At 67.9% G+C, this 20,054-nt stretch carries 28 protein-coding genes and 1 pseudogene; 8 read left to right on the forward strand and 21 right to left on the reverse strand.

Going from position 1 to position 20,054, the window contains the following annotated elements; all coding sequences use genetic code 11:
• Positions 1-51 precede the first annotated feature (51 nt).
• On the reverse strand, positions 52-708 hold the full coding sequence (locus BKA15_RS12200; RefSeq protein ID WP_179751111.1) for a cysteine hydrolase family protein: 657 nt from the start codon (positions 706-708) through the stop codon (positions 52-54).
• Between the two features lie 132 nt (positions 709-840).
• On the opposite strand from BKA15_RS12200, the gene BKA15_RS12205 reads away from it, so the two are divergent.
• From BKA15_RS12205 to BKA15_RS12220, 4 genes are all read left to right on the forward strand, one after another.
• Positions 841-1,935: an aminoglycoside phosphotransferase family protein gene (locus BKA15_RS12205; protein WP_179751113.1), complete on the forward strand. Its 1,095-nt coding sequence runs from the start codon at positions 841-843 to the stop codon at positions 1,933-1,935.
• On the forward strand, positions 1,932-2,321 hold the full coding sequence (locus BKA15_RS12210; RefSeq protein ID WP_179751115.1) for a YciI family protein: 390 nt from the start codon (positions 1,932-1,934) through the stop codon (positions 2,319-2,321). Before BKA15_RS12205 ends, BKA15_RS12210 begins: the two co-directional genes overlap by 4 nt.
• Positions 2,322-2,323: 2 nt before the next feature.
• Positions 2,324-3,598, forward strand: a complete 1,275-nt coding sequence (locus BKA15_RS12215; RefSeq protein WP_179751117.1) for an RNA polymerase sigma factor — start codon at positions 2,324-2,326, stop codon at positions 3,596-3,598.
• Positions 3,599-3,675: 77 nt separating this feature from the next.
• Positions 3,676-5,412 (forward strand): glycoside hydrolase family 140 protein, encoded by a 1,737-nt coding sequence (locus BKA15_RS12220; protein WP_179751119.1) that lies wholly within the window; start codon positions 3,676-3,678, stop codon positions 5,410-5,412.
• Between the two features lie 25 nt (positions 5,413-5,437).
• Here BKA15_RS12220 and BKA15_RS12225 read toward each other — a convergent pair whose 3' ends face one another.
• A complete protein-coding gene (locus tag BKA15_RS12225; RefSeq protein ID WP_179751121.1) occupies positions 5,438-5,863 on the reverse strand; it encodes a MarR family winged helix-turn-helix transcriptional regulator in 426 nt (141 codons plus the stop codon).
• A 210-nt stretch (positions 5,864-6,073) separates the two neighbouring features.
• On the opposite strand from BKA15_RS12225, the gene BKA15_RS12230 reads away from it, so the two are divergent.
• The 4 genes and pseudogenes from BKA15_RS12230 to BKA15_RS37260 form a co-directional block, all read left to right on the forward strand.
• Positions 6,074-7,396, forward strand: coding sequence for an ABC transporter substrate-binding protein (locus BKA15_RS12230; protein ID WP_179751123.1), 1,323 nt, complete (start codon positions 6,074-6,076; stop codon positions 7,394-7,396).
• A 5-nt stretch (positions 7,397-7,401) separates the two neighbouring features.
• Positions 7,402-8,283, forward strand: a complete 882-nt coding sequence (locus tag BKA15_RS12235) for a carbohydrate ABC transporter permease (protein ID WP_179751125.1) — start codon at positions 7,402-7,404, stop codon at positions 8,281-8,283.
• Between the two features lie 2 nt (positions 8,284-8,285).
• A complete protein-coding gene (locus BKA15_RS12240) occupies positions 8,286-9,197 on the forward strand; it encodes a carbohydrate ABC transporter permease (RefSeq protein ID WP_179751127.1) in 912 nt (303 codons plus the stop codon).
• A 518-nt stretch (positions 9,198-9,715) separates the two neighbouring features.
• Positions 9,716-10,009: pseudogene (locus tag BKA15_RS37260) on the forward strand (FAD-dependent oxidoreductase); the annotation flags it as partial.
• 307 nt (positions 10,010-10,316) lie between these two features.
• Here BKA15_RS37260 and BKA15_RS12250 read toward each other — a convergent pair.
• From BKA15_RS12250 to rplB, 19 genes are all read right to left on the reverse strand, one after another.
• Positions 10,317-10,886: an adenylate kinase gene (locus BKA15_RS12250; RefSeq protein ID WP_218871245.1), complete on the reverse strand. Its 570-nt coding sequence runs from the start codon at positions 10,884-10,886 to the stop codon at positions 10,317-10,319.
• On the reverse strand, positions 10,886-12,202 hold the full coding sequence (secY, locus tag BKA15_RS12255) for a preprotein translocase subunit SecY (RefSeq protein WP_179751129.1): 1,317 nt from the start codon (positions 12,200-12,202) through the stop codon (positions 10,886-10,888). Before secY ends, BKA15_RS12250 begins: the two co-directional genes overlap by 1 nt.
• Before the next feature lie 130 nt (positions 12,203-12,332).
• Positions 12,333-12,833 carry a 50S ribosomal protein L15 gene (rplO, locus tag BKA15_RS12260; protein ID WP_179751131.1) on the reverse strand — a complete coding sequence of 167 codons (501 nt, stop codon included), beginning with the start codon at positions 12,831-12,833 and terminating at the stop codon, positions 12,333-12,335.
• A gap of 2 nt (positions 12,834-12,835) precedes the next feature.
• Positions 12,836-13,018: a 50S ribosomal protein L30 gene (rpmD, locus tag BKA15_RS12265; protein ID WP_179758415.1), complete on the reverse strand. Its 183-nt coding sequence runs from the start codon at positions 13,016-13,018 to the stop codon at positions 12,836-12,838.
• The gene (gene rpsE / locus BKA15_RS12270; protein ID WP_179751133.1) at positions 13,018-13,611 is read right to left on the reverse strand and encodes a 30S ribosomal protein S5; all 594 of its coding nucleotides are present in this window, start codon (positions 13,609-13,611) and stop codon (positions 13,018-13,020) included. The genes rpmD and rpsE overlap by 1 nt, the downstream gene beginning before the upstream one ends.
• 25 nt (positions 13,612-13,636) lie before the next feature.
• A complete protein-coding gene (gene rplR / locus BKA15_RS12275) occupies positions 13,637-14,020 on the reverse strand; it encodes a 50S ribosomal protein L18 (RefSeq protein ID WP_179751135.1) in 384 nt (127 codons plus the stop codon).
• Between the two features lie 2 nt (positions 14,021-14,022).
• Entirely contained in the window at positions 14,023-14,565 is a 543-nt protein-coding gene (rplF, locus tag BKA15_RS12280) for a 50S ribosomal protein L6 (RefSeq protein WP_179751137.1), read from the reverse strand.
• A 25-nt stretch (positions 14,566-14,590) separates the two neighbouring features.
• The gene (gene rpsH / locus BKA15_RS12285) at positions 14,591-14,998 is read right to left on the reverse strand and encodes a 30S ribosomal protein S8 (RefSeq protein ID WP_179751139.1); all 408 of its coding nucleotides are present in this window, start codon (positions 14,996-14,998) and stop codon (positions 14,591-14,593) included.
• Positions 14,999-15,079: 81 nt separating this feature from the next.
• A complete protein-coding gene (locus BKA15_RS12290; protein ID WP_179751141.1) occupies positions 15,080-15,265 on the reverse strand; it encodes a type Z 30S ribosomal protein S14 in 186 nt (61 codons plus the stop codon).
• Positions 15,266-15,277: 12 nt separating this feature from the next.
• Entirely contained in the window at positions 15,278-15,847 is a 570-nt protein-coding gene (gene rplE, locus BKA15_RS12295) for a 50S ribosomal protein L5 (RefSeq protein ID WP_179751143.1), read from the reverse strand.
• Positions 15,847-16,257 (reverse strand): 50S ribosomal protein L24, encoded by a 411-nt coding sequence (gene rplX / locus BKA15_RS12300; protein ID WP_179751145.1) that lies wholly within the window; start codon positions 16,255-16,257, stop codon positions 15,847-15,849. Before rplX ends, rplE begins: the two co-directional genes overlap by 1 nt.
• A gap of 2 nt (positions 16,258-16,259) precedes the next feature.
• Positions 16,260-16,628 (reverse strand): 50S ribosomal protein L14, encoded by a 369-nt coding sequence (gene rplN, locus BKA15_RS12305; RefSeq protein WP_152361902.1) that lies wholly within the window; start codon positions 16,626-16,628, stop codon positions 16,260-16,262.
• Between the two features lie 36 nt (positions 16,629-16,664).
• On the reverse strand, positions 16,665-16,958 hold the full coding sequence (gene rpsQ / locus BKA15_RS12310; protein WP_179751147.1) for a 30S ribosomal protein S17: 294 nt from the start codon (positions 16,956-16,958) through the stop codon (positions 16,665-16,667).
• 1 nt (position 16,959) lies between these two features.
• The gene (gene rpmC / locus BKA15_RS12315) at positions 16,960-17,229 is read right to left on the reverse strand and encodes a 50S ribosomal protein L29 (protein WP_179751149.1); all 270 of its coding nucleotides are present in this window, start codon (positions 17,227-17,229) and stop codon (positions 16,960-16,962) included.
• On the reverse strand, positions 17,229-17,648 hold the full coding sequence (gene rplP, locus BKA15_RS12320) for a 50S ribosomal protein L16 (protein WP_179751152.1): 420 nt from the start codon (positions 17,646-17,648) through the stop codon (positions 17,229-17,231). Before rplP ends, rpmC begins: the two co-directional genes overlap by 1 nt.
• A 3-nt stretch (positions 17,649-17,651) precedes the next feature.
• Complete coding sequence (rpsC, locus tag BKA15_RS12325; RefSeq protein ID WP_179751154.1) at positions 17,652-18,494, reverse strand: 30S ribosomal protein S3; 843 nt, start codon at positions 18,492-18,494, stop codon at positions 17,652-17,654.
• 4 nt (positions 18,495-18,498) lie between these two features.
• On the reverse strand, positions 18,499-18,903 hold the full coding sequence (gene rplV / locus BKA15_RS12330; RefSeq protein WP_179751156.1) for a 50S ribosomal protein L22: 405 nt from the start codon (positions 18,901-18,903) through the stop codon (positions 18,499-18,501).
• Positions 18,904-18,918: 15 nt separating this feature from the next.
• Complete coding sequence (rpsS, locus tag BKA15_RS12335; RefSeq protein WP_179751158.1) at positions 18,919-19,200, reverse strand: 30S ribosomal protein S19; 282 nt, start codon at positions 19,198-19,200, stop codon at positions 18,919-18,921.
• Between the two features lie 17 nt (positions 19,201-19,217).
• Complete coding sequence (gene rplB / locus BKA15_RS12340) at positions 19,218-20,054, reverse strand: 50S ribosomal protein L2 (protein ID WP_179751160.1); 837 nt, start codon at positions 20,052-20,054, stop codon at positions 19,218-19,220.

Here is a 20,054-nt window from a genome sequence, read left to right on the forward strand (position 1 = left end):
CAGGCTAGAACCGCAACCGGACGAACCGCTTCCGGAATCGGATCCGCAACCTCAGCAGGCGGCCAGAGCCTCCGCCAGACCGGGCTTCCAGGGAGCGACGGTGTCCAGCATCGCCACCACGGTCGCGGTCTTGGCCGTCCAGCCGAAGTAGCGACCGAGCGTCGCACAGGACGCCTCGTGCTCCTCCATCGTGCCGGCGGCCGTGGCGTCGGTGACCAGCACGCAGGAGAAGTCGTGCATGTAGCCGTCGCGCATGGTCGACTCGACGCAGACGTTCGTGTCCACTCCGGCGATGATCAACGTCTCCCGGCCGAGCGCCCGGAGCCGCAGCTCCAGATCCGTGCCGACGAAGGCGCTGAACCGGTGCTTGGTGACCTCGAGGTCCTCCGGCCCCGGCTCCACGCCGAAGTATTCGGCGCCCCAGGTCCCGGTGACGCAGAACGGCTTCTGGTAGTCCTTCCGCCGGTACGCCCAGGCCGGCGAGGTGGTGGTGTGATCGTGCTCGGTCCGGATGAAGATCACCGTGGTGGACGCCCGGTGCGCGGCGTCGATCAGCCGCTGCACGGCCGGCAGGATCGCCGTCCGCCGGGTGACATCGCCACCGTTCAGGACCTCCGCGCCCTGCCAGTGGCAGTAGTCGTTCTGCAGGTCCACCACGATGAGGGCGCTCTTCGACCAGTCCAGGTCGGTCGTCCAATCGGACATCATGGTCCGTCCTCCTCTCCGACGAGCCCGCTGCCGTCGTCACTGCCATCGTCAGCGGGCGTGGTGTCGTGACGGTTAGGGCGTCATTTCAGGCTGGTTAATCCGTGCGCCGGGCGAGGCTGCAGGATGGTCGGCGTGGCGTACCCCTCCGAAGTGCTCTACGAACCGATCACCGGCGCGACCGTCGGGGTCTGGCGGGTCGACCTGCCCGGCGGTTCGATGGTGCTCAAGCAGATCCACTGCGGCTCCTCCGGCGACCCCCGCTGGCCGACCAGTGCGGACCCGGCGAGCAACTACTACTGGCGGCGCGAGGCCGACCTGCTCGCCCCCGACAGCGCGCTCCGGGCGGCGCTGGACGGCGTGCCCGGCGGGATCCGGCCGGTCCGCTGCCACGGCGTCTTCGACCGGCCGGACGACACGGTGGCGCTCTGGCTGGAACACCTCACCGGGGTGTACGGCGCCCGGTGGGACCCGGACCGGTACGGGATCGTCGCGGCCCAGCTCGGCCGGACCCAGGGGGCGCTCACCGAGTCCGCCCTGCTCGCGGCACCAGAACTGTCCCGGACCTGGCTCCGGGAACACGTCGCCCTGCACCGGGCCGACGGGGACCCGCTGGCCCGGCCCGGGATCTGGGAGCCGGCCCTGGCCGCTGGGCTGTTCGCGCCGGACGCTCCGGACCGGATGAACGCGCTGTGGGCGAAGCTGCCGGCCTGGCTGGACCGGGTCGAGGCGCTGCCGCGGACGCTCACCCATTTCGACTTCCATCCCGGCAACCTGTTCGACGCCGACGGCGAGACCGTGGTGATCGACTGGGCGTACGCGGGCGTCGGCCCGGTCGGTCTGGATCCCGCCTGCCTGGCGCTCGAGGCGGTCTACGACCACCACCTTGCGCCGGAGGTGCTGCCGGAGCTGTTCGACCTGGTGGTGGACGGTTATGCCACCGGCTACCGGCAGGCCGGCGGCATCCTCGACGCGGCGGCCGTCCGGCAGGCCATGATCATCGGGGTCGCGGTGAAGCTCGGCTGGACCGTACCCGCACTGCTGGAGGCCGTCGCCGAGAACCGGGCCACCCTGAACGGCGCGCCGCTGGCGGAGGGGGCCCGGAACTGGGCCGCCGCCGGAAATCTTCTGTTGAATCTCGTCGAGGATGTCGACGACGGCGAACCGGCACCGACGTCGCAGACGAAGAGGCCGCCAGCCGGCGCCGCGATCATCGAGGAGAAGCCATGAAGTACGTCATCCTGATCCACTCCAACCCGCAGCCGTGGGGGCACCCGACGCCCAACTTTCTGCCCGAGTACGAGGAGCTGACCGCCGAGCAGCGGGACACCATGAACGCCGACTTCGACCAACTGCTCACCGAGCTGAACACGAACGGCGAGCTGGTCACCGGCGAGGCGCTCGGTGATCCGGCCACCTCCCGGCTGTTCCGCTGGGCCGACGGCAAGCCGCTGGTCACCGACGGTCCGTACTCGGAGGCGAAGGAGCACCTGGCCGGATTCTTCCTGATCGACGTGGAGAGCCAGGAGCGGGCCGAGGAGATCACCACGCGGTTCTCCGGGCCGGGCGAGACGGTCGAGCTGCGGCCGCTGATGTGGCCCGGCGGGGACGCCTGAGCATGTCCCCGCGCCCTGATCCTGTCGAAGGGCCGATCGGGGACGTGTGGCGGCAGGAGTCGCCGCACGTCCTGGCCGCCCTGCTTCGCCGGTACGGGGATCTGGGCGACTGCGAGGACGCGGCTCAGGAGGCCGCCGAGGCCGCGGCCGCCCAGTGGCCCGCCGAGGGCGTACCGGACAATCCGCGGGCCTGGCTGATCCGGGTCGCGTCCCGCCGGCTGATCGACCGGTTCCGGTCCGACCAGGCCCGGGCCGGCCGGGAGACCAGCGTCGGCACCGCCCGGCCGAGTGATGCGGACCTGGCCCCGGCGGCCGACGCGCCGCGCGGCTCCGACGCCGACGACACGCTCCGGCTGATCCTGCTCTGCTGCCACCCGAGCCTGAGCCGGCCGTCCCAGGTCGCGCTCACGCTGCAGTCGATGGCCGGCCTGTCCACCGAGCAGATCGCCGCGGCCTACCTGGTGCCGGCCCGGACCATGGCGCAGCGGCTGACCCGGGCCCGGGCGACGCTGCGCGAGGCCGGCGCCCGGTTCGAGCTGCCCGGGCCGGACGAGTGGCCGGACCGGATCGCCGCCGTGCTCGACGTCTGCCACCTGATGTTCAACGAGGGCTACACCCGCAGCGGCGGCGACGCGTTGCAGGACATCACGCTGACCAGCGAGGCGATCCGGCTGACCCGGCAGCTCCGGGCGGCCCTTCCCGATCATGACGAGGTGGCCGGTGCTCTGGCGCTGATGCTGCTCACCCAGGCCCGCGCCGGCGCCCGGACGGACGCGGCGGGTGACCTGGTCCCGCTGGCCGAGCAGGACCGCCGGCTGTGGGACCGGGCCTTGATCGCCGAGGGCGTGGCGATCCTGGAGAGCGTGCTGCCGCGCGGCCCGGTCGGCCGCTACCAGCTGTCCGCCGCGATCGCCGCCGTGCAGGCCGAGGCGCCGACCGCCGCCGACGTCGACTGGCTGGAGATCAGCCTGCTGTACGGGATGCTGGACCGGGTCGCGCCCAGCCCGGCCGTGACGCTGAACCGGGCCGTCGCGGTCGGCGAGGCCCTGGGTCCGGAACAGGGCCTGATGATCATCGACGAACTGTTGCGGGACAAGGCCATGCAGCGCCATCACCGGGCCCACGCCGTCCGGGCCCATCTGCTGGAGCGCGCCGGCGACCTGCCCGCCTCCGCCGAGGCGTACCGCAGGGCCGCCCAGCTGACCACCAGCCTCCCCGAGCAGCGCTACCTCAACCGGCGTTTCCTCCAGGCGAGCGAGGGCCCTTCCACTCCCTAGGATCTATGCACACCTGCATGGATAGTCGGCTAGACTCGTTCATTAGCACTGCTAACTGATTCCCGGAGAGGACTCCGATGTCGAAGATCGCCAAGTGGGAGGTGTTCGAGGCGACGCTGTCGACCTCGGCCGAGTATCAGAACCCGTTCCTCGACGTGGACGCCCGGGCCGTCTTCTCCGGTCCGAGCGAGGACCACCGGGTGGACGGCTTCTACGACGGCGTCGAGGGCGGCCGGCACGTTTGGCGGGTGCGGTTCGCGCCGACCGAGGAGGGTGCGTGGACGTACCGTACCGAGGCAGGTGACCCGGAGTTGATCACGACCGGCGAGTTCACCTGCACCCCGGCGATCTCAGCCGGCGCCATCCAGGTGAGCCGGACGTTCGGCAACTGGTTCCAGCGGCAGGACGGCAGCTACCCGTTCATCGCCAACGACGGCTGGTATCCGCACGTCGCCAACCGCTCCCGCAAGGCGAACGTCGCGGCCGCCACGACCTACCAGCCGCCGCCCGGGAAGCGGGACGGCGAACTGGCCTTCGAGGACGTCGACTTCCAGCAGCCCAGCGAGTCCGACTGGCTCACGTACCTGGACATCCTGGCCGAGCACAAGATCAATCTGATCATCGACATCGGCCAGCTGTACGCCCGCCAGTCGACGATCACCGACACGTCGTTCCGCTGGCCGTGGAAGGTGATCGATCCGGCCACGAACAAGATCGACAAGGACCGGTTCAACCTCGACTTCTACCAGCGCCATGATCGACAACTGCGGTACGCGAAGGAGAAGGGGATATTCTTCGCCCTGGAACTGCTCTACGACAACTCGGTGGTCCGGCCGCGGGAGTGGGACCACCACCCGGTCAACGTGGCCAACGGCGGCTGGCTGGAGGGCAACGAGGCCGGCGTCGGCTGGAACGCGATGTTCGACCTGGCCAACGCGACCCACGTCGAACACACCCGGCGCTACGTCCGCTACACCTGGGCCCGCTACGGCGCCTTCTGGAACGTGATCTGGTCGCTCGGCTCGGAGAACGGCAACCTGGCCAAGATCAACGACGAGCGACTGCCGCAGGCCTTCATCGACCCGGCCATCCCCGCCGCTTGGTACTCCTACTGGGCGGACTACCTGAACCGGCGGGATCCGTACGGCCGGCTCAAGTCGTTCGGCGACGCCGGCCGGCAGGAGCTGATGGTGACGTCGGCGTACAACAACTTCATCGTCACCCAGGACCCGCGCAACTACCCGAAGGATGATCAACGGGACTGGTATCGCGCGATGAACGCGTTCGGCGAACTGATGTGGAAGTTCGGCCGGCCGGTGGTGATCGGCGAGATGACCGCCGGCAACAACGGCCGCTACGACGCGGAGCGGCGGCTCTACTGGATCGCGCTCACCGCCGGCTACGCGATGGGACGCTGCGACCGGCACTACCCGACCGTCGTCGACGGCCAGCTGGGCGAGACCGTCAAGTTCGGCCTGGCCGGGGTGCCGCCGATCTACGCCGACATCCGGCGGCAGGTCGAGTTCGTCGAGTCCCGCGGCGTCCGGTTCTGGCGGATGCGGCCGAACGACCGACTGCTCGACACCGCCGATGATCTTGTCTACTGCCTGGCCGCCGAGGACGAGGAATACCTGCTCTACTTCCCCTGCGGCGGTACGGCCTCGCTGGCCACCCCAGCCGGCCGCGCCGAATGGTTCAACCCGCGCACCGGCGAGAGCCACGGCACGTTCGAACTCCCCGCCGGCCGCCAGGAGTTCAGCGCACCCGATGAGGAGGACTGGGTCCTGCACCTCCTGAGCCACAACGCTCCCTGAGCAAGGCGGAAGGGTGCGGATGATCCTATTCGGTCGCCAATCGATCAAGGATCTCGGCCGCCTGGACGAGGACGGCGCGCTGGTCGGCGGGGAGCTTGCGGATCCGGGAGGTGAGCCAGGCGTCGCGCTTGGCAATGGTCTCCCGGACCACCGCGGCGCCGGCGTCGGTGATCATGATGTTCGAGCGGCGGCGGTCCTCGGCGTCGGCATCGCGGCGCAGATAGCCTCGCTCCTGCAGGTAGTTGACGGTCCGGTTCATCGAGGGGGCGGTGACCCGTTCCCGCTCGGCCAGCGCCGACAGGGTGTGCGGCCCGTGCCGATTGAGCACGGCAAGGACACCGAACTGGGTGTCGCTCAGCTCCCCGTCCGACTTCTCCAATCGCAGCCGCCTGGCCAGCCGGAACACCGCCAGCCGGAGTTCGGTCCCCTGCCTCGCGATCGACGCGCTCATCCGGGGAGCATAGTGCCGCCACGGGGTGCCGGAATCCCAACCCGCGCAGTCCGTCGCCCTCGGCCGCCGATCACTTAGCCCAGCTAACCGCCGAAGGCCCGGAACCCTCCTTGACACGGTGCGCGCACGCGCCATACCGTGAGAAGGCATGAAAATGCGTCGCCGCGTATATATTCACTAACGACGACGCACACCATTCAAGGAGGAACAGTGTCTTCAACGTTGATGGCGACGCGCCCGCGGAGGATCGGCCTCGCGCTCGCCTCGGGGGCGGCGATCTTCTCGCTGGTCGCCTGTGGCGGTGGAGGAGGTACGGCGAGCGGCGGCGAGACGTTCGACTATCTGGCGGCCAACGAGGGTTCGCAGATCCGCGACGAGATCACCCGGCTCTCGGAGAAGGAGTGTGCCGCCCAGCAGGAGGCGATGCCGCTCAAGATCGAATCCCTGCCGCAGGGCGACGTAAACCAGCGGATCACGTTGCTGGCGAGCCAGGACGCGCTGCCGGAGATGTTCATCGGGTCCACCTCCGAACTCAAGCCGGGTGGCACCATCGGCGACGACGAGGTGACGCTCAACCTGGAGCAGAAGCTCACCGAACTCGGCGTGATCGACGACGTGCTGCCGGCCGCGGCGTCCACGGTGAAGAACATCTACGGCGGCCGGTTCGCGTCGCTGCCGTACCAGTTCAACATCGAGGGGATCTTCTACAACCGAAAGATGTTCGCCGATCTCGGCATCGAGGAGCCCAAGACGTGGGGCGACCTGATCGCCGCCTCCGACAAGATCAAGAACTCCGGCAAGCAGGCCGTCGTGGTGTCCGGTGATCAGGCCTGGACGATCCTGCGCTGGGTCGGCAACTACCTGTTCCGCTCGATCGGCCCGAACGCGATGAAGGACGTCGGCGAGGGCAAGGCGAAGCTCACCGACCCGCAGTACGTGGCGGGCATCGAGCAGGTCGCCCAGTTGGAGAAGTATCTCGGCCCGGGCACCGCGACGATGGACATCCAGACCGCGACCAACCAGCTGCTCACCGGCGAGGCCGGGATGATGTACAACGGCAGCTGGATGCTGGCCAGCATCAACGATCCGGAGCTGAACAAGCTCGGTCCCGAGGCGATCGGCTTCATGCCGTTCCCGGCGGTCGAGGGCGGCGCGGGCAGCATCGATCAGTACCCGGCCAACACCGGCGCACCGACCGCGCTGTCGACCAAGCTCTACAACGAGAAGGTCGGCGGCTGGCTGACCTGCATCGCGGAGCACTTCGGCTCCAGCGCGATGAACAACCAGGGCGTGATCTCCGGTTTCAAGACCAACCAGCCGGTCGAGGACGTACCGCCGCTGACCGCGGACATCCAGAAGATCATCAACAGCACCTCCGACACCCTGACCTGGTTCGAGCAGCCGCTCGGGCAGCGCGCCGGTGCCGCGGCCGGCGAGAGCGCGGTGCCGCTGGTGACCGGCGGGATGACGGCGGCCCAGTTCGCCGAGACCGTACAGGCTGCCGTGGACGAGGACCTGGCGAAGAAGCGCTGAGGCAGATGAACTCCGTCCTCGCCGACAAGAAGACCGTGCTGATCCTGCTCGGACCGGCGCTGCTCTGCTACACCCTGGTCAAGCTGGTGCCGGTGATCTGGTCGTTCGGGTTGTCCTTCTTCGAGGGCAACATGCGCGGCTTCGACTTCATCGGCCTGGGCAACTTCGTCGCCCTGTTCAGTGACGTCGAGCTCGGCAATGCGATCTTGTTCAGTCTGAAGTACTCGGTGGTGATGACGGTCGGCCAGGTGCTGCTCGGCTATCTGCTGGCGCTGTTCTATGTCTTCGTTCTCAGAAGATCATCCGCCTTCGTCCGCGCGATCATCTTCTTCCCCACCGTGCTGCCGACGGTCGCGGTCGCACTGTTGTTCACCCGGCTGTTTGAGGTGGCGCCGCAGACCGGGCCGGTCAACGCCGCCCTCAATTTGTTCGGGATCTCCTCGATCGACTGGCTCAGCCAGCCGGACACCTCGTTCCTGGTGATCGTGATCATGGAACTCTGGGGCTCGATGGGCTTCTTCGCGGTGCTGCTCTACGCCGGCCTGCTGGACATCCCGGAGGAGTTGCTCGAGTCGGCCCGGCTCGACGGCGCGAACGGCTGGCAGCTGGTCCGCCGGATCATCCTGCCGCTGTCGGCGCCGGTGCTGCTGTCGGCGGTGATCTTCAGCTTCAACGGCACGCTGAAGGTGTTCGACTCGGTGTTCGCCCTGACCAACGGCGGTCCCGGGACGTCGACCCAGCCGCTGACGCTCTACATGTACAAGACGACATTCACCTTCCAGGACTACGGGTACGGATCGACGCTGGCCGTGGTGCTCACGGTGATGTGTCTGGTGGTCACGCTGGTGATCTTCGGCCCGGCCCGCAAAGACCGGACGGAGGCCTGATCATGACCGCTCTCGATCTCGACCGGCCGGCCGTACCGGCGGCGGCCCGGCGCCCGCCGGCCCGGCGCCGCCGAACGATCACCGCCCGCCGGCTCAAGACCGCGATCCCGGCCTGGCTCGGCATCGCCGTCCTGATGATCATCGGCATCTATCCGGTGCTCTGGCTGTTCCTCAGCTCGTTCAAGACCCAGCGCGAGTTCATCCAGGAGTCGACGTTCGCGCTGCCGGAGTCGCTCAACGTCGACAACTACGTCCAGGCCTGGACCACCGGCAACATCGCCCGCAACTTCCTCAACTCGGCGATCGTCACCGCGCCCTCGCTGACGCTGACCCTGCTGTTCGGCGTCGGCGCCGCGTTCGCGATCGAGATCATGCGCTGGCGCGGCCGCAACCTGACCCTGCTGCTGTTCGTCTCCGGCATCATGATCCCCGGCCAGATGATCTTGATCCCGCTCTTCATGGCGTACTTCAAACTCGGCATCAGCGGCACCTACTGGCCGATGATCATCACCTACACCGGGCTCGGCATGCCGCTCACCGTGTTCCTGATGGCCGCCTACTTCCGGGCCATCCCGCGCGAGGTGTTCGAGGCAGCCACCATCGACGGCGCCAGCATGCTCCGCTCGTTCTTCGCGATCGGCCTGCCGATGGTCCGCAACTCCCTGTTCACCATCGGCCTGGTGCAGTTCCTCCGGATCTGGAACGACCTGCTGATCGCCCTGACCTTCACCACCAACCCCGACCTGCGCCCGATCCAGGCCGGCCTGCTCAACTTCAGCGGCGAGTACGGCCAGGTCAACTACGGCCCGCTCTTCGCCGGCATCTGCATCAATGTCTTCGGCCTGCTCGTCCTGTTCGTGATCCTGAACCGCCAGATCATGAAGGGCCTGACCAGCGGAGCGCTCAAGGGCTGACTGTCGCAGAAGCTCCACAGCTCGACCGCTGGAGCCCGTTACAGCGTTGAACCGGTCGAGTTGTGGAGCTTTCGCGACACCCTCGGGTCACGGTCTGGGCCACCAAACCGCCCGACCGCGCCACCTCGGCCGCGGCCGGTGCGCTGTGGGCCCCGTATCCGACCGAGCCGCGCGACCTGATCCGGCGGTTCAGCCAGACCTCGCTCAGCGCCTTCACCGCTCTCGCCGAGCACCGGAGTCTCCCTGGCCGGTGGCGTCGAGGCGGGACGGGAGCTGCTCGAGCCGCCGGATTGGGCCAACCTGCTGCCGAACTTCGAGCTTTGTGCCGGGTCGGAATCGCCCGACGGGGTTCGTGACGGGCTGGCGGTTCACCGCCCCGATGATCGACTCGCCGAGGATCCGACGATCACAGCGATGCGGGGAGACCTCGTCGTCGTCCAGCCGACGCCGCGGATCGAGGAGTTCTTCAGTGAGGAGACCGGGGCGTCGCCCGACCTGCCGCACATCCGCAGCGGGACCACGTCGTTCTCGGCGGCACGGCCCTCCCCGGAAGCGCATCGCGGGAGCCCGACGACCGTATCGCGACGGCAATCCTGGACCGTTGCGTGGCGGTCGAGCCACGGCTGAGGGGCGCAGTGATCCGGGAGCACCGAGTCGGCCTCCGCCCGACCCGGCCCCAACTCCGGCTCGGGCCCGAGGGACGCGACGGGGCGGTGATCATCCACAACTACGGCCACGGTGGCAGCGGCGTCACACTGTCCTGGGGTTGCAGCACCCAAGTCTGGTCCCTGGCCGAACGCTCTCGGCCCTGAGTCAGGAGGTTAGGTCATCGAGCGGACCCCTTGACCCCGTTTTCGGCTCTTGATTTGCCGGTCAAATGGTCCACTCGGCGGTGATTTGTCGGGGTCGAGGGCCACGGCCGCGATGCTGTGTCCGTGGGATCGAGGCGAGCGGATGCCATGAAACACCAGCTCGACCCCGCCGGCTTCGACGTCCGGACGCTGACCGGCACCGCCAGATCCGCGACCGTTCCTCCGAGCCGCGACCGGTGCAACAGTCGCGGACGCGAACAACGGTCGCGGATGAGGAGGGAGGCGAGTGCGGTTGGGGCAGAGTGTGTCAGCCGCGGTCGGCGAGGGCCTTGAAGATGCGCTCGGAGACCTCGTCCATGGTGCCCAGGCCGTTCACGGTGACCAGCAGGCCCCGTTCGGCGTAACCCTCGAGGAGGGGGGCGGTCTCGTCGATGTATTTCTGCTGCCGAATCCGGATGGCTTCCTCGGAATCGTCCGAGCGGCCCTCGATCTCGGCCCGCTTGGTCAGCCGGGCGACGAGCTCGTCGAGGTCGGCCTCGAGCGCCAGGACGGCGTCCAGGGCTCGGCCGTGGTCGTTCAGCATCTGGTCCAGCGCCGCCACCTGCGGCATCGTGCGCGGGTAGCCGTCCAGCAGGAAGCCGGGATCGACGTCGGGCTGTTCCAGCCGGTGCGCCACGATCTGGTTGGTCAGCTCGTCGTCGACGTAGCCGCCCGCATCCAGGATCGGCTTCACCTGGCGACCGAGCGACGTCTCGGCCTGGACCTCGGCCCGGAAGGCGTCGCCGGTGGAGATCGCGGGGATCCCGTAGTGCTCGGCGATCCGCTTCGACTGAGTCCCCTTGCCCGCCCCGGGCGGGCCCATGATCAACAAACGCATCAGCGTAGGAACCCTTCATAATTGCGCTGCTGGAGCTGGCTCTCGATCTGCTTCACCGTGTCCAGTCCAACGCCGACGATGATCAGAAGCGAGGTTCCACCGAACGGGAAGTTCTGGTTGGCCTCGAAAAGGATAAACGCCGCAGAAGGGATGAGGGCGATCAGGCCCAGATAGAGGGATCCGGGGAACATCAGCCGGGACAACACGTGCCGGAGATAGTTCTCCGTCGGCTTGCCGGCCCGGATGCCCGGGATGAACCCGCCGTACTTCTTCATGTTGTCCGACACTTCTTCGGGATTGAAGGTGATCGACACGTAGAAGTAGGCGAAGAAGATGATCAGCAGGAAGAACGTGATCAGGTAGACCGGATGGTCGCCGCGGACGAAGTTGGCGGTGATCCACTCCGACTCCGGCGAGTTCGGCCGGAACTGGGCGTACAGCGTCGGCAGGTAGAGCAGCGACGACGCGAAGATGACCGGGATGATGCCGGCCTGGTTCACCTTGATCGGGATGTACGTCGACGTACCGCCGAACACCCGAGTGCCGACCATCCGCTTGGCGTACTGCACCGGGATCCGGCGCTGCGACTGCTCGACGAACACGACCGCGGCCATGATCACCAGGCCGACCGCGATGACGACCAGGAAGGTGACCCAGCCCTTGGTGAGCCGCAGGCCCCAGAGCGCGGTCGGGATCACGGCGGCGACCTGGGTGAAGATCATCACCGACATGCCGTTGCCGACACCCCGCTCGGTGATCAGCTCGCCCATCCACATGATGATCGAGGTGCCCGCCGTCATGGTCAGGATCATCACGACGATCGGGAAGATGTAGCCGTCCGGGTCGCTGGTCGGCGTCGCGTAGAGGATGCCGCTACAGCCCGGGAACAGTTGGTCGTTCGCCGCCAGCGTGACGAAGGCGGTGGAGTTCAGCAGCGCCAGCACCAGGGTCAGGTACCGGGTGTACTGGGTGATCTTCGTCTGGCCCGACTGGCCTTCCTTCTTCAGCGCCTCGAGCCGGGGAATGACCACCGTGAGCAGCTGCAGAATGATGCTGGCCGTGATGTACGGCATGATGCCGAGGGCGAAGATCGCCAGCTGGAGCAGGGCTCCGCCGGAGAACAGGTTGATCAGCGAGTAGATGCCCGCCTGGTCACCGCTCTGCGCCTGGTTGTTGCAGAACTCGACCCGGCCGACGTTGACGTTCGGCACCGGAATGATCGAACCCAACCGGAACAACGCCAGGATGCCCAGCGTGAAGAGGATCTTCTTCCGCAGATCCGGACTCCGGAATGCGTTCGCGAACGCTTTGAGCACCCCTCGCCCTCCCAATCTCTGTCCACCGCCGCCAGTTCAGCGTCGACTTCGTTGCCAACACACCGACAACGGCACCGGACGACCCTATCAAGGGGTCGGCCGGCACCGAAGTCACGTGTACGAGCGCCTACTACAGTTCGGTGACCGAGCCTCCGGCCGCCGCGATCTTGTCCTTCGCGGAGCCGGAGAACGCGTGCGCACTCACCTGCACGGCGACCGAGATCTCGCCGGTGCCGAGCACCTTGACCGGACGTCCCGGACGGACCGCGCCGGCGGCGACGAGCTCGTCGACGCCGATCGTGCCGCCCTCGGGGAACAGCGCGCTGAGCCGGTCCAGGTTGACCACCTGGTACTCGGTCCGGAACGGGTTCACGAACCCGCGCAGCTTCGGCATCTTGCGATGCAGCGGCAGGTTGCCGCCCTCGAAGCCCGGCCGGATGTTGTTGCGAGCCTTGGTGCCCTTGGTGCCGCGCCCCGCGGTCTTGCCCTTGGAGCCCTCACCGCGGCCGACCCGCGTCTTGGGCGTCTTGGCCCCGGGGGCTGGGCGCAGGTGGTGGATCCGCAGACCCGTACCACCCTGCACCTGGGCCTCCTCGGCCGCAGCCTTGTTGTCTGCAGTCTTCTCGGCCATGGTCAGTCGACCTCCTCGACCTTGATCAGATGCGTCACCGTGGCGAGCATCCCCCGGATCTCCGGGCGATCTTCCTTGACGGCGATGTCACCGATGCGCTTCAGCCCCAGCGAACGGAGCGTGTCGCGCTGATTCTTGGCACGTCCGATGCCGGACTTCTCCTGCGTCACCTTGAGGCGCGGCATCACGCGTGCACCTCCGCCCGGGCCCGCAGGATGGCGGCCGGGGTGACGTCCTCGACCGACTTGCCGCGCCGCTTCGCCACCTGCTCCGGCTCCTCCAGCGACTGGAGGGCCTCGACGGTGGCGTGCACCACGTTGATCGCGTTGGCCGAGCCGAGCGACTTGGCCAGCACGTCGTGGACGCCGGCGCACTCCAGCACCGCGCGGGCCGAACCGCCCGCGATGACGCCGGTACCGGGCGACGCCGGGCGCAGCATGACCACGCCGGCCGCCTTCTCGCCCTGCACCGGGTGCGGGATGGTGCCCTGGATCCGCGGCACCTTGAAGAAGTGCTTCTTGGCGTTCTCGACACCCTTCGCGATCGCGGCGGGCACCTCCTTCGCCTTGCCGTAGCCGACACCGACGGTGCCGTCGCCGTCACCGACGACGACCAGCGCGGTGAAGCTGAACCGCCGGCCGCCCTGGACGACCTTGGCGACCCGGTTGATCGCTACGACCTTCTCGATGTAATTGCTCTTGTCCTGCGCCTGGCCACGACGATCGTCCCGACCGCGACGCTCACCGCCGCCGCCACCGCGGCGCTGCTGTGCACTCATCGCTCTTCCTTACTCTCGTCGTGTCTCAGAATCCGAGGCCACCGTCGCGGGCACCGTCGGCCAATGCCGCGATGCGACCGTGGTACTTGTGGCCGGCCCGGTCGAAGACGACCTGGGTCACGCCGGCGGCCTTGGCCCGGTCGGCGATGGCCTTGCCGACCTCCTTGGCCTTCTCGGACTTGTCGCCGTCGGCGGCCCGCAGGGTCGCCTCCATGGTCGACGCCGACGCGAGCGTACGGCCCACCGTGTCGTCGATCACCTGAGCCGAGATGTGCCGGGCGGACTTCGTCACGACGAGCCGCGGCCGGGCCGGGTCGCCGAAGATCTTCTTCCGCACGCGCAGCTGGCGCCGCAACCGGGAGGCGGTCTTGCTCGCCGTGTGCTTCCGGTGAGTCAGCGAAACAGCCATGATCACTTACCAGCCTTTCCAGCCTTGCGGCGGACGTGCTCGCCCGCGTACCGCACGCCCTTGCCCTTGTAGGGCTCCGGCTTGCGGATCTTACGAATGTTGGCTGCGACCTCGCCGACCCGCTGCTTGTCGATGCCCTGCACCGCAAACTTGGTCGCCGACTCGACGGTGAAGGTGATGCCCTCCGGCGCCTTCACGTGCACCGGGTGGCTGAACCCGAGCGCGAACTCGAGCTCGGCCGGGCCCTTGGAGATCACCCGGTAACCGACACCGACGATCTCGAGCTTCTTCTCGTAGCCTTCGGTCACCCCGGTGACCATGTTGTTGACCAGCGTCCGGGTCAGGCCGTGCAGCGACTTGCTCACTCGCTCGTCGTTCGGCCGGGAGACCTCGAGCTGGCCCTCGTCGTTCCGGCCGACCTTGATCGGTTCGGCCACCTTGTGCTGCAGGGTGCCCTTCGGCCCCTTCACCTGAACCTGCTGGCCGTCGATGCTCACCTCGACGCCGGACGGAACGGTGATCGGCAGCTTGCCAATGCGTGACATGGCGATTCCTTCCTGTCTCGTTCCGTCACCAGACGTAGGCGAGGACTTCCCCACCCACGCTCGCGCTGTGTGCCTGCCGGTCGGTCATCAGACCGCCGGAGGTCGAGATGATGGCGATGCCCAGACCGCCGAGCACCTTGGGCAGCCCGGTCGACTTGGCGTACACCCGAAGACCCGGCTTGGAGATCCGCCGCACGCCGGCGATGGACCGCTCCCGGTTCTGCCCGTACTTCAGGGTCAGGGTCAGCGTCTTGCCGACCTGGCCCTCCGGGGCGTCCTCCACCGAGTACGAGGCGATGTAGCCCTCACTGACCAGGATCTCCGCGATCCCCACCTTGATCTTGCTGTGCGGCATCGTCGCCGCGTCCAAGTAGGCCTGGTTGGCGTTGCGCAACCGGGTCAACATGTCCGCGATCGGATCTGTCATCGTCATAACGTCATCTTTTCTTTCTCAGCGTGGTTTCCCGCGGCGACTGCCGGGGACCTGTGCTGTTGGTCAGTTGAGGGGTACGGCTTACCAGGACGACTTCGTGATGCCCGGCAGCTCGCCCTTGTGCGCCATCGAACGCAGGCACACCCGGCACAGCCCGAACTTGCGGAGCACGGCCTTGGGCCGGCCGCACTTCTGGCAGCGGGTGTACGCACGGACGCCGAACTTCGGCTTCCGGGCCTGCTTGACGCGCAGCGCGGTCTTCGCCATCGCCTATCTCCTTCAGTTCTGCCGGAACGGGAACCCGAGCTGCCGCAGCAGCGCCCGCCCCTCGTCGTCGGTCTTGGCCGAGGTCACGAAGGTGATGTCCATGCCGCGGACCCGGTCGATCTTGTCCTGGTCGATCTCGTGGAACATGACCTGTTCCGTGAGGCCGAAGGTGTAGTTCCCGTTGCCGTCGAACTGCTTCGGCGACAGGCCGCGGAAGTCACGGATCCGCGGCAGCGCCAGGGTGAGCAGCCGGTCGGCGAACTCCCACATCCGGTCGCCGCGCAGCGTCACGTGGACGCCGATCGGCATGCCCTCGCGGAGCTTGAACTGCGCGATCGACTTCCGGGCCCGGGTCACCTGCGGCTTCTGACCGGTGATCGTGGCCAGGTCGCGGGTCGCGCCGTCGATCAGCTTGGAATCCCGGGCCGCCTCGCCGACGCCCATGTTGACGACGATCTTGAGCAACCGGGGCAGCTGCATCGGGTTCGCGTAGCTGAACTCCTCCTGCAGCGCCTTGGTGATCTCCTCGCGGTAGCGCAGCTTCAGCCGCGGCTGGACGGCCTCGGTCGCGGTCGCGCTCATCAGATTTCCTCCCCGGTCTTCCGCGCGATCCGTACGCTGCGGTAGCCCTTGTATTCCTCGCCGTTCGGGCGACGCTTGGTCACCTCTTGGCGCTCGTACGCGACCCGGGTGACGACCTCGTCGCCATCGGCGTTCTTGACCAGCAGCTGCACGTTGGACGCGTGGATCGGAGCCTCCGAGGAGACGATCCCGCCCTTCGTGGTCTGCCGGCCCTGCGGCTGCGCGGACGTGTCGCGCAGGTGCCGCTTGACGATGTTCACGCCGGAGACGGTCACCCGCTGCCGGTTCGGGTCGACGGCGATGATCTCGCCGACGGCACCCTTGTCCTTGCCCGCGATGACCTTCACCCGGTCGCCCTTGATGACGTGCAGCTTGGTCTGTGCGCGGTTCGTCGTCTTCTTCTCAGCCATTCTCAGATCACCTCAGGCGCGAGCGAGATGATGCGCATGAAGCGCTTCTCGCGGAGTTCGCGGCCGACCGGACCGAAGATGCGGGTGCCCCGCGGGTCTCCGTCGGCCTTCAAGATCACGGCGGCGTTCTCGTCGAACCGGATGTAGGAGCCGTCGGCCCGCCGCCGCTGCTTGACGGTACGGACGATGACCGCCTTGACGACCTCGCCCTTCTTCACGTTGCCACCCGGGATCGCGTCCTTCACCGTGGCGACGATGGTGTCCCCGATCCCGGCGTAGCGGCGACCGGATCCACCGAGAACCCGGATGCACAAGATCTCCTTGGCACCGGTGTTGTCGGCGACCTTCAGTCGCGACTCCTGCTGAATCATCCGTTCCTTCTTTCAGACATCCGCGGACGCGGGGAGTTACTTGGCCTTTTCGAGGATGGCGACCAGCCGCCAGCGCTTCGTGGCGGACAGCGGGCGGGTCTCCATGATCCGCACGCGGTCGCCGACGGTGGCGCTGTTCTCCTCGTCATGAGCCTTCAGTCGGGCGGTCTGGCGGAGCACCTTGCCGTACAGCCGGTGCTTCACCCGATCCTCGACGGCGACGACGACGGTCTTGTCCATCTTGTCGCTGACGACGTAGCCGTCGCGGACCTTGCGCGTGCCGCGCGTCGGAGCCTCGGCCGTGGTGTTCTCGGTGTTCACGTCACTCATCTCAGGCCTTCACCGTCTCCTCGGCCTCGGCCGACTCGTCCTCGTTCACCAGGTCCGGGTCATCGACGATGCCGAGCACCCGCTCCTGCAGCACGGTGTAGATCCGTGCGATGTCCTTGCGGACCGCACGCAGCCGGCCGTGCGACTCCAGCTGTCCGGTCGCGGCCTGGAAGCGGAGCGTGAACAGCTCCTCCTTCAGCTCCTTGACCTTCTGATCGAGGTCACCGCGGCTCAGGCCGCGCAGCTCCGCTGCGGTGGTGGTCTTCGCCATCAGTTGTCACCACCCTCACGCTTGATGAAACGCGCCTTCATCGGCAGCTTGTGGATCGCCAGCCGCATGGCCTCGCGGGCCACTTCCTCGGTCACGCCCGACAGTTCGAACATGACCCGGCCGGCCTTGACGTTCGCGATCCACCACTCCGGGGAACCCTTGCCGGAACCCATCCGGGTCTCGGCCGGCTTCTTGGTCAGCGGGCGGTCCGGGAAGATGTTGATCCACACCTTGCCGCCACGCTTGATGTGCCGGGTCATCGCGATACGCGCCGACTCGATCTGCCGGTTGGTGACGTAGTGGCCTTCCAGCGCCTGGATGCCGTACTCGCCGAAGGCCAGGGACGTGCCGCCCTTGGCCTGGCCGCCACGCTTCGGGTGGTGCTGCTTGCGGAACTTCGTCTTACGGGGCACCAGCATGGCTCACGCCTCCTGTCCTGCGGTGGTCGTCGCGGGCTCCGCGGCAGCCTCGGCCGGTGCGGAGCTCGGAGCGGACTCGGTAGCGGCGTCGGCGCGGCGACGGCCGCCGCCCCGCTCCACGCGATCGGCGCGCGACGGACGGTCACCGCGACCGCGGCCCGGGCGGCGGTTGCCACCGGCGGCGGAACGGGCGGCCTTCTGCGCGGCGCGCTCGGCACGGGTGCCGGCCACGTCGCCCTTGTAGATCCAGACCTTCACGCCGATCCGGCCGAAGGTCGTCCGGGCCTCGAAGAAGCCGTAGTCGATGTCGGCCCGCAGCGTGTGCAGCGGCACCTGGCCCTCGCGGTAGAACTCGGACCGGCTCATCTCGGCGCCGCCGAGACGACCCGAGCACTGGATCCGGATGCCCTTGGCGCCGGCCCGCATCGCGGACTGCTGCGCCTTGCGCATGGCCCGGCGGAACGCGACCCGGGAGGCGAGCTGCTCGGCCACGCCCTGGGCGACCAGCTGTGCGTCGGTCTCGGTGTTCTTCACCTCGAGGATGTTCAGCTGCACCTGCTTGCCGGTCAGCTTCTCCAGTTGGCCGCGGACCCGCTCCGCCTCGGCGCCGTTACGGCCGATGACGATGCCCGGCCGCGCGGTGTAGATGTCGACCCGGACCCGGTCACGGGTCCGCTCGATCTCCACCGAGGAGATGCCGGCCCGCTCCAGGCCCTTGGTCAGCGCCTCGCGGATCTTGACGTCCTCGCCCACGTAGTCGGCGTACTGCTTGTCGGCGTACCACCGGCTCTTGTGGTCGGTCGAGATGCCCAGCCGGAAGCCGTGCGGATTGATCTTCTGACCCATGTCCTCAGGCCTCCTTGCTTTCCTTGGGCTCGACTACCACGGTGATGTGGCTGGACCGCTTGAGGATCCTGCTCGCGCTGCCCTTGGCGCGGGCCCGGATGCGTCGCATCGTCATGCCCTCGTCCACGAACGCCTGCGAGATGTAGAGGTCGTCGCGGCGCAGGTTGTCGGTCTGTTCGGCGTTGGCGGCGGCACTGGCCACCACCTTGTACACCGGCTCGCTCGCGGCCTGCGGCGCGAACTGCAGCGTGGCCAGGGCCTCGTCGACGGGCAGCCCGCGGACCAGGTCGACGACCCGGCGCACCTTGGTGGCCGAGATCCGGACCTGCTTCGCGATCGCGTACGAACCCGGGCGGTCACCGAGGAGGGTGGCGCGGCGGCTCGGCCGGGCCTTCTCTGCGTTGCTCATTGATTCAATCTCCTCTTACCGCCGCCGGGACTTCCGGTCGTCCTTCTCGTGGCCCCGGAAGGTCCGGGTCGGCGCGAACTCGCCCAGCTTGTGACCCACCATCGAGTCGCTGATGAAGACCGGAACGTGCTTGCGTCCGTCATGCACAGCGATGGTGTGGCCGATCATGTCGGGCACGATCATCGAGCGCCGGGACCAGGTCCTGATCACGGTCTTGCTGCCCTTGGCGTTCTGAGCCTCGACCTTCTTGGCCAAGTGCTCGTCCACGAAGGGACCCTTCTTCAGGCTGCGTGGCATTGTTCACAAACTCCTGATCAGCGCTTCTTGCCGGTGCGACGACGGCGGACGATCTGGCGATTGCTCGCCTTGTTCTTGTTCCGGGTCCGGCCTTCCGGCTTGCCCCAGGGGGACACCGGGTGACGACCACCGGAGGTCTTGCCCTCGCCACCACCGTGCGGGTGGTCGACCGGGTTCATGGCGACACCGCGGACGACCGGGCGCTTGCCCTTCCACCGGGCGCGACCCGCCTTGCCCCAGTTGATGTTGGACTGCTCGGCGTTGCCGACCTCGCCCACCGTGGCGCGGCAGCGGACGTCCACCATCCGCATCTCGCCGGACGGCATCCGCAGCGTGGCGTTCTTGCCCTCGCGGGCGACCAGCTGGATGCTGGCGCCGGCGGACCGGCCCAGCTTGGCGCCGCCGCCCGGGCGCAGCTCCACGGCGTGCACCGTGGTGCCGACCGGGATGTTGCGCAGCGGCAGGTTGTTGCCCGGCTTGATGTCGGCGCTCTCGCCGGCCTCGACCGCGGCACCCTGGTTCAGGCCCTGCGGAGCGATGATGTAGCGCTTCTCGCCGTCGGCATAGTGCAGCAGCGCGATCCGGGCGGTGCGGTTCGGGTCGTACTCGATGTGAGCGACCTTGGCCGGGACACCGTCCTTGTCGTACCGCCGGAAGTCGACCAGCCGGTAGGACTGCTTGTGGCCGCCGCCGATGTGCCGGGTGGTGATCCGGCCGGTGTTGTTGCGGCCACCGGTCTTCGGGCTCGGCGCGAGCAGCGACTTCTCCGGGGTGGAGCGAGTCAGTTCGACGAAGTCGGCGACGCTACCGCCACGGCGGCCGGGCGTCGTCGGCTTGTACTTGCGGATTCCCAT

This window comes from Microlunatus parietis, from assembly GCF_013407955.1.
Classification (GTDB): Bacteria; Actinomycetota; Actinomycetes; order Propionibacteriales; family Propionibacteriaceae; genus Microlunatus; species Microlunatus parietis.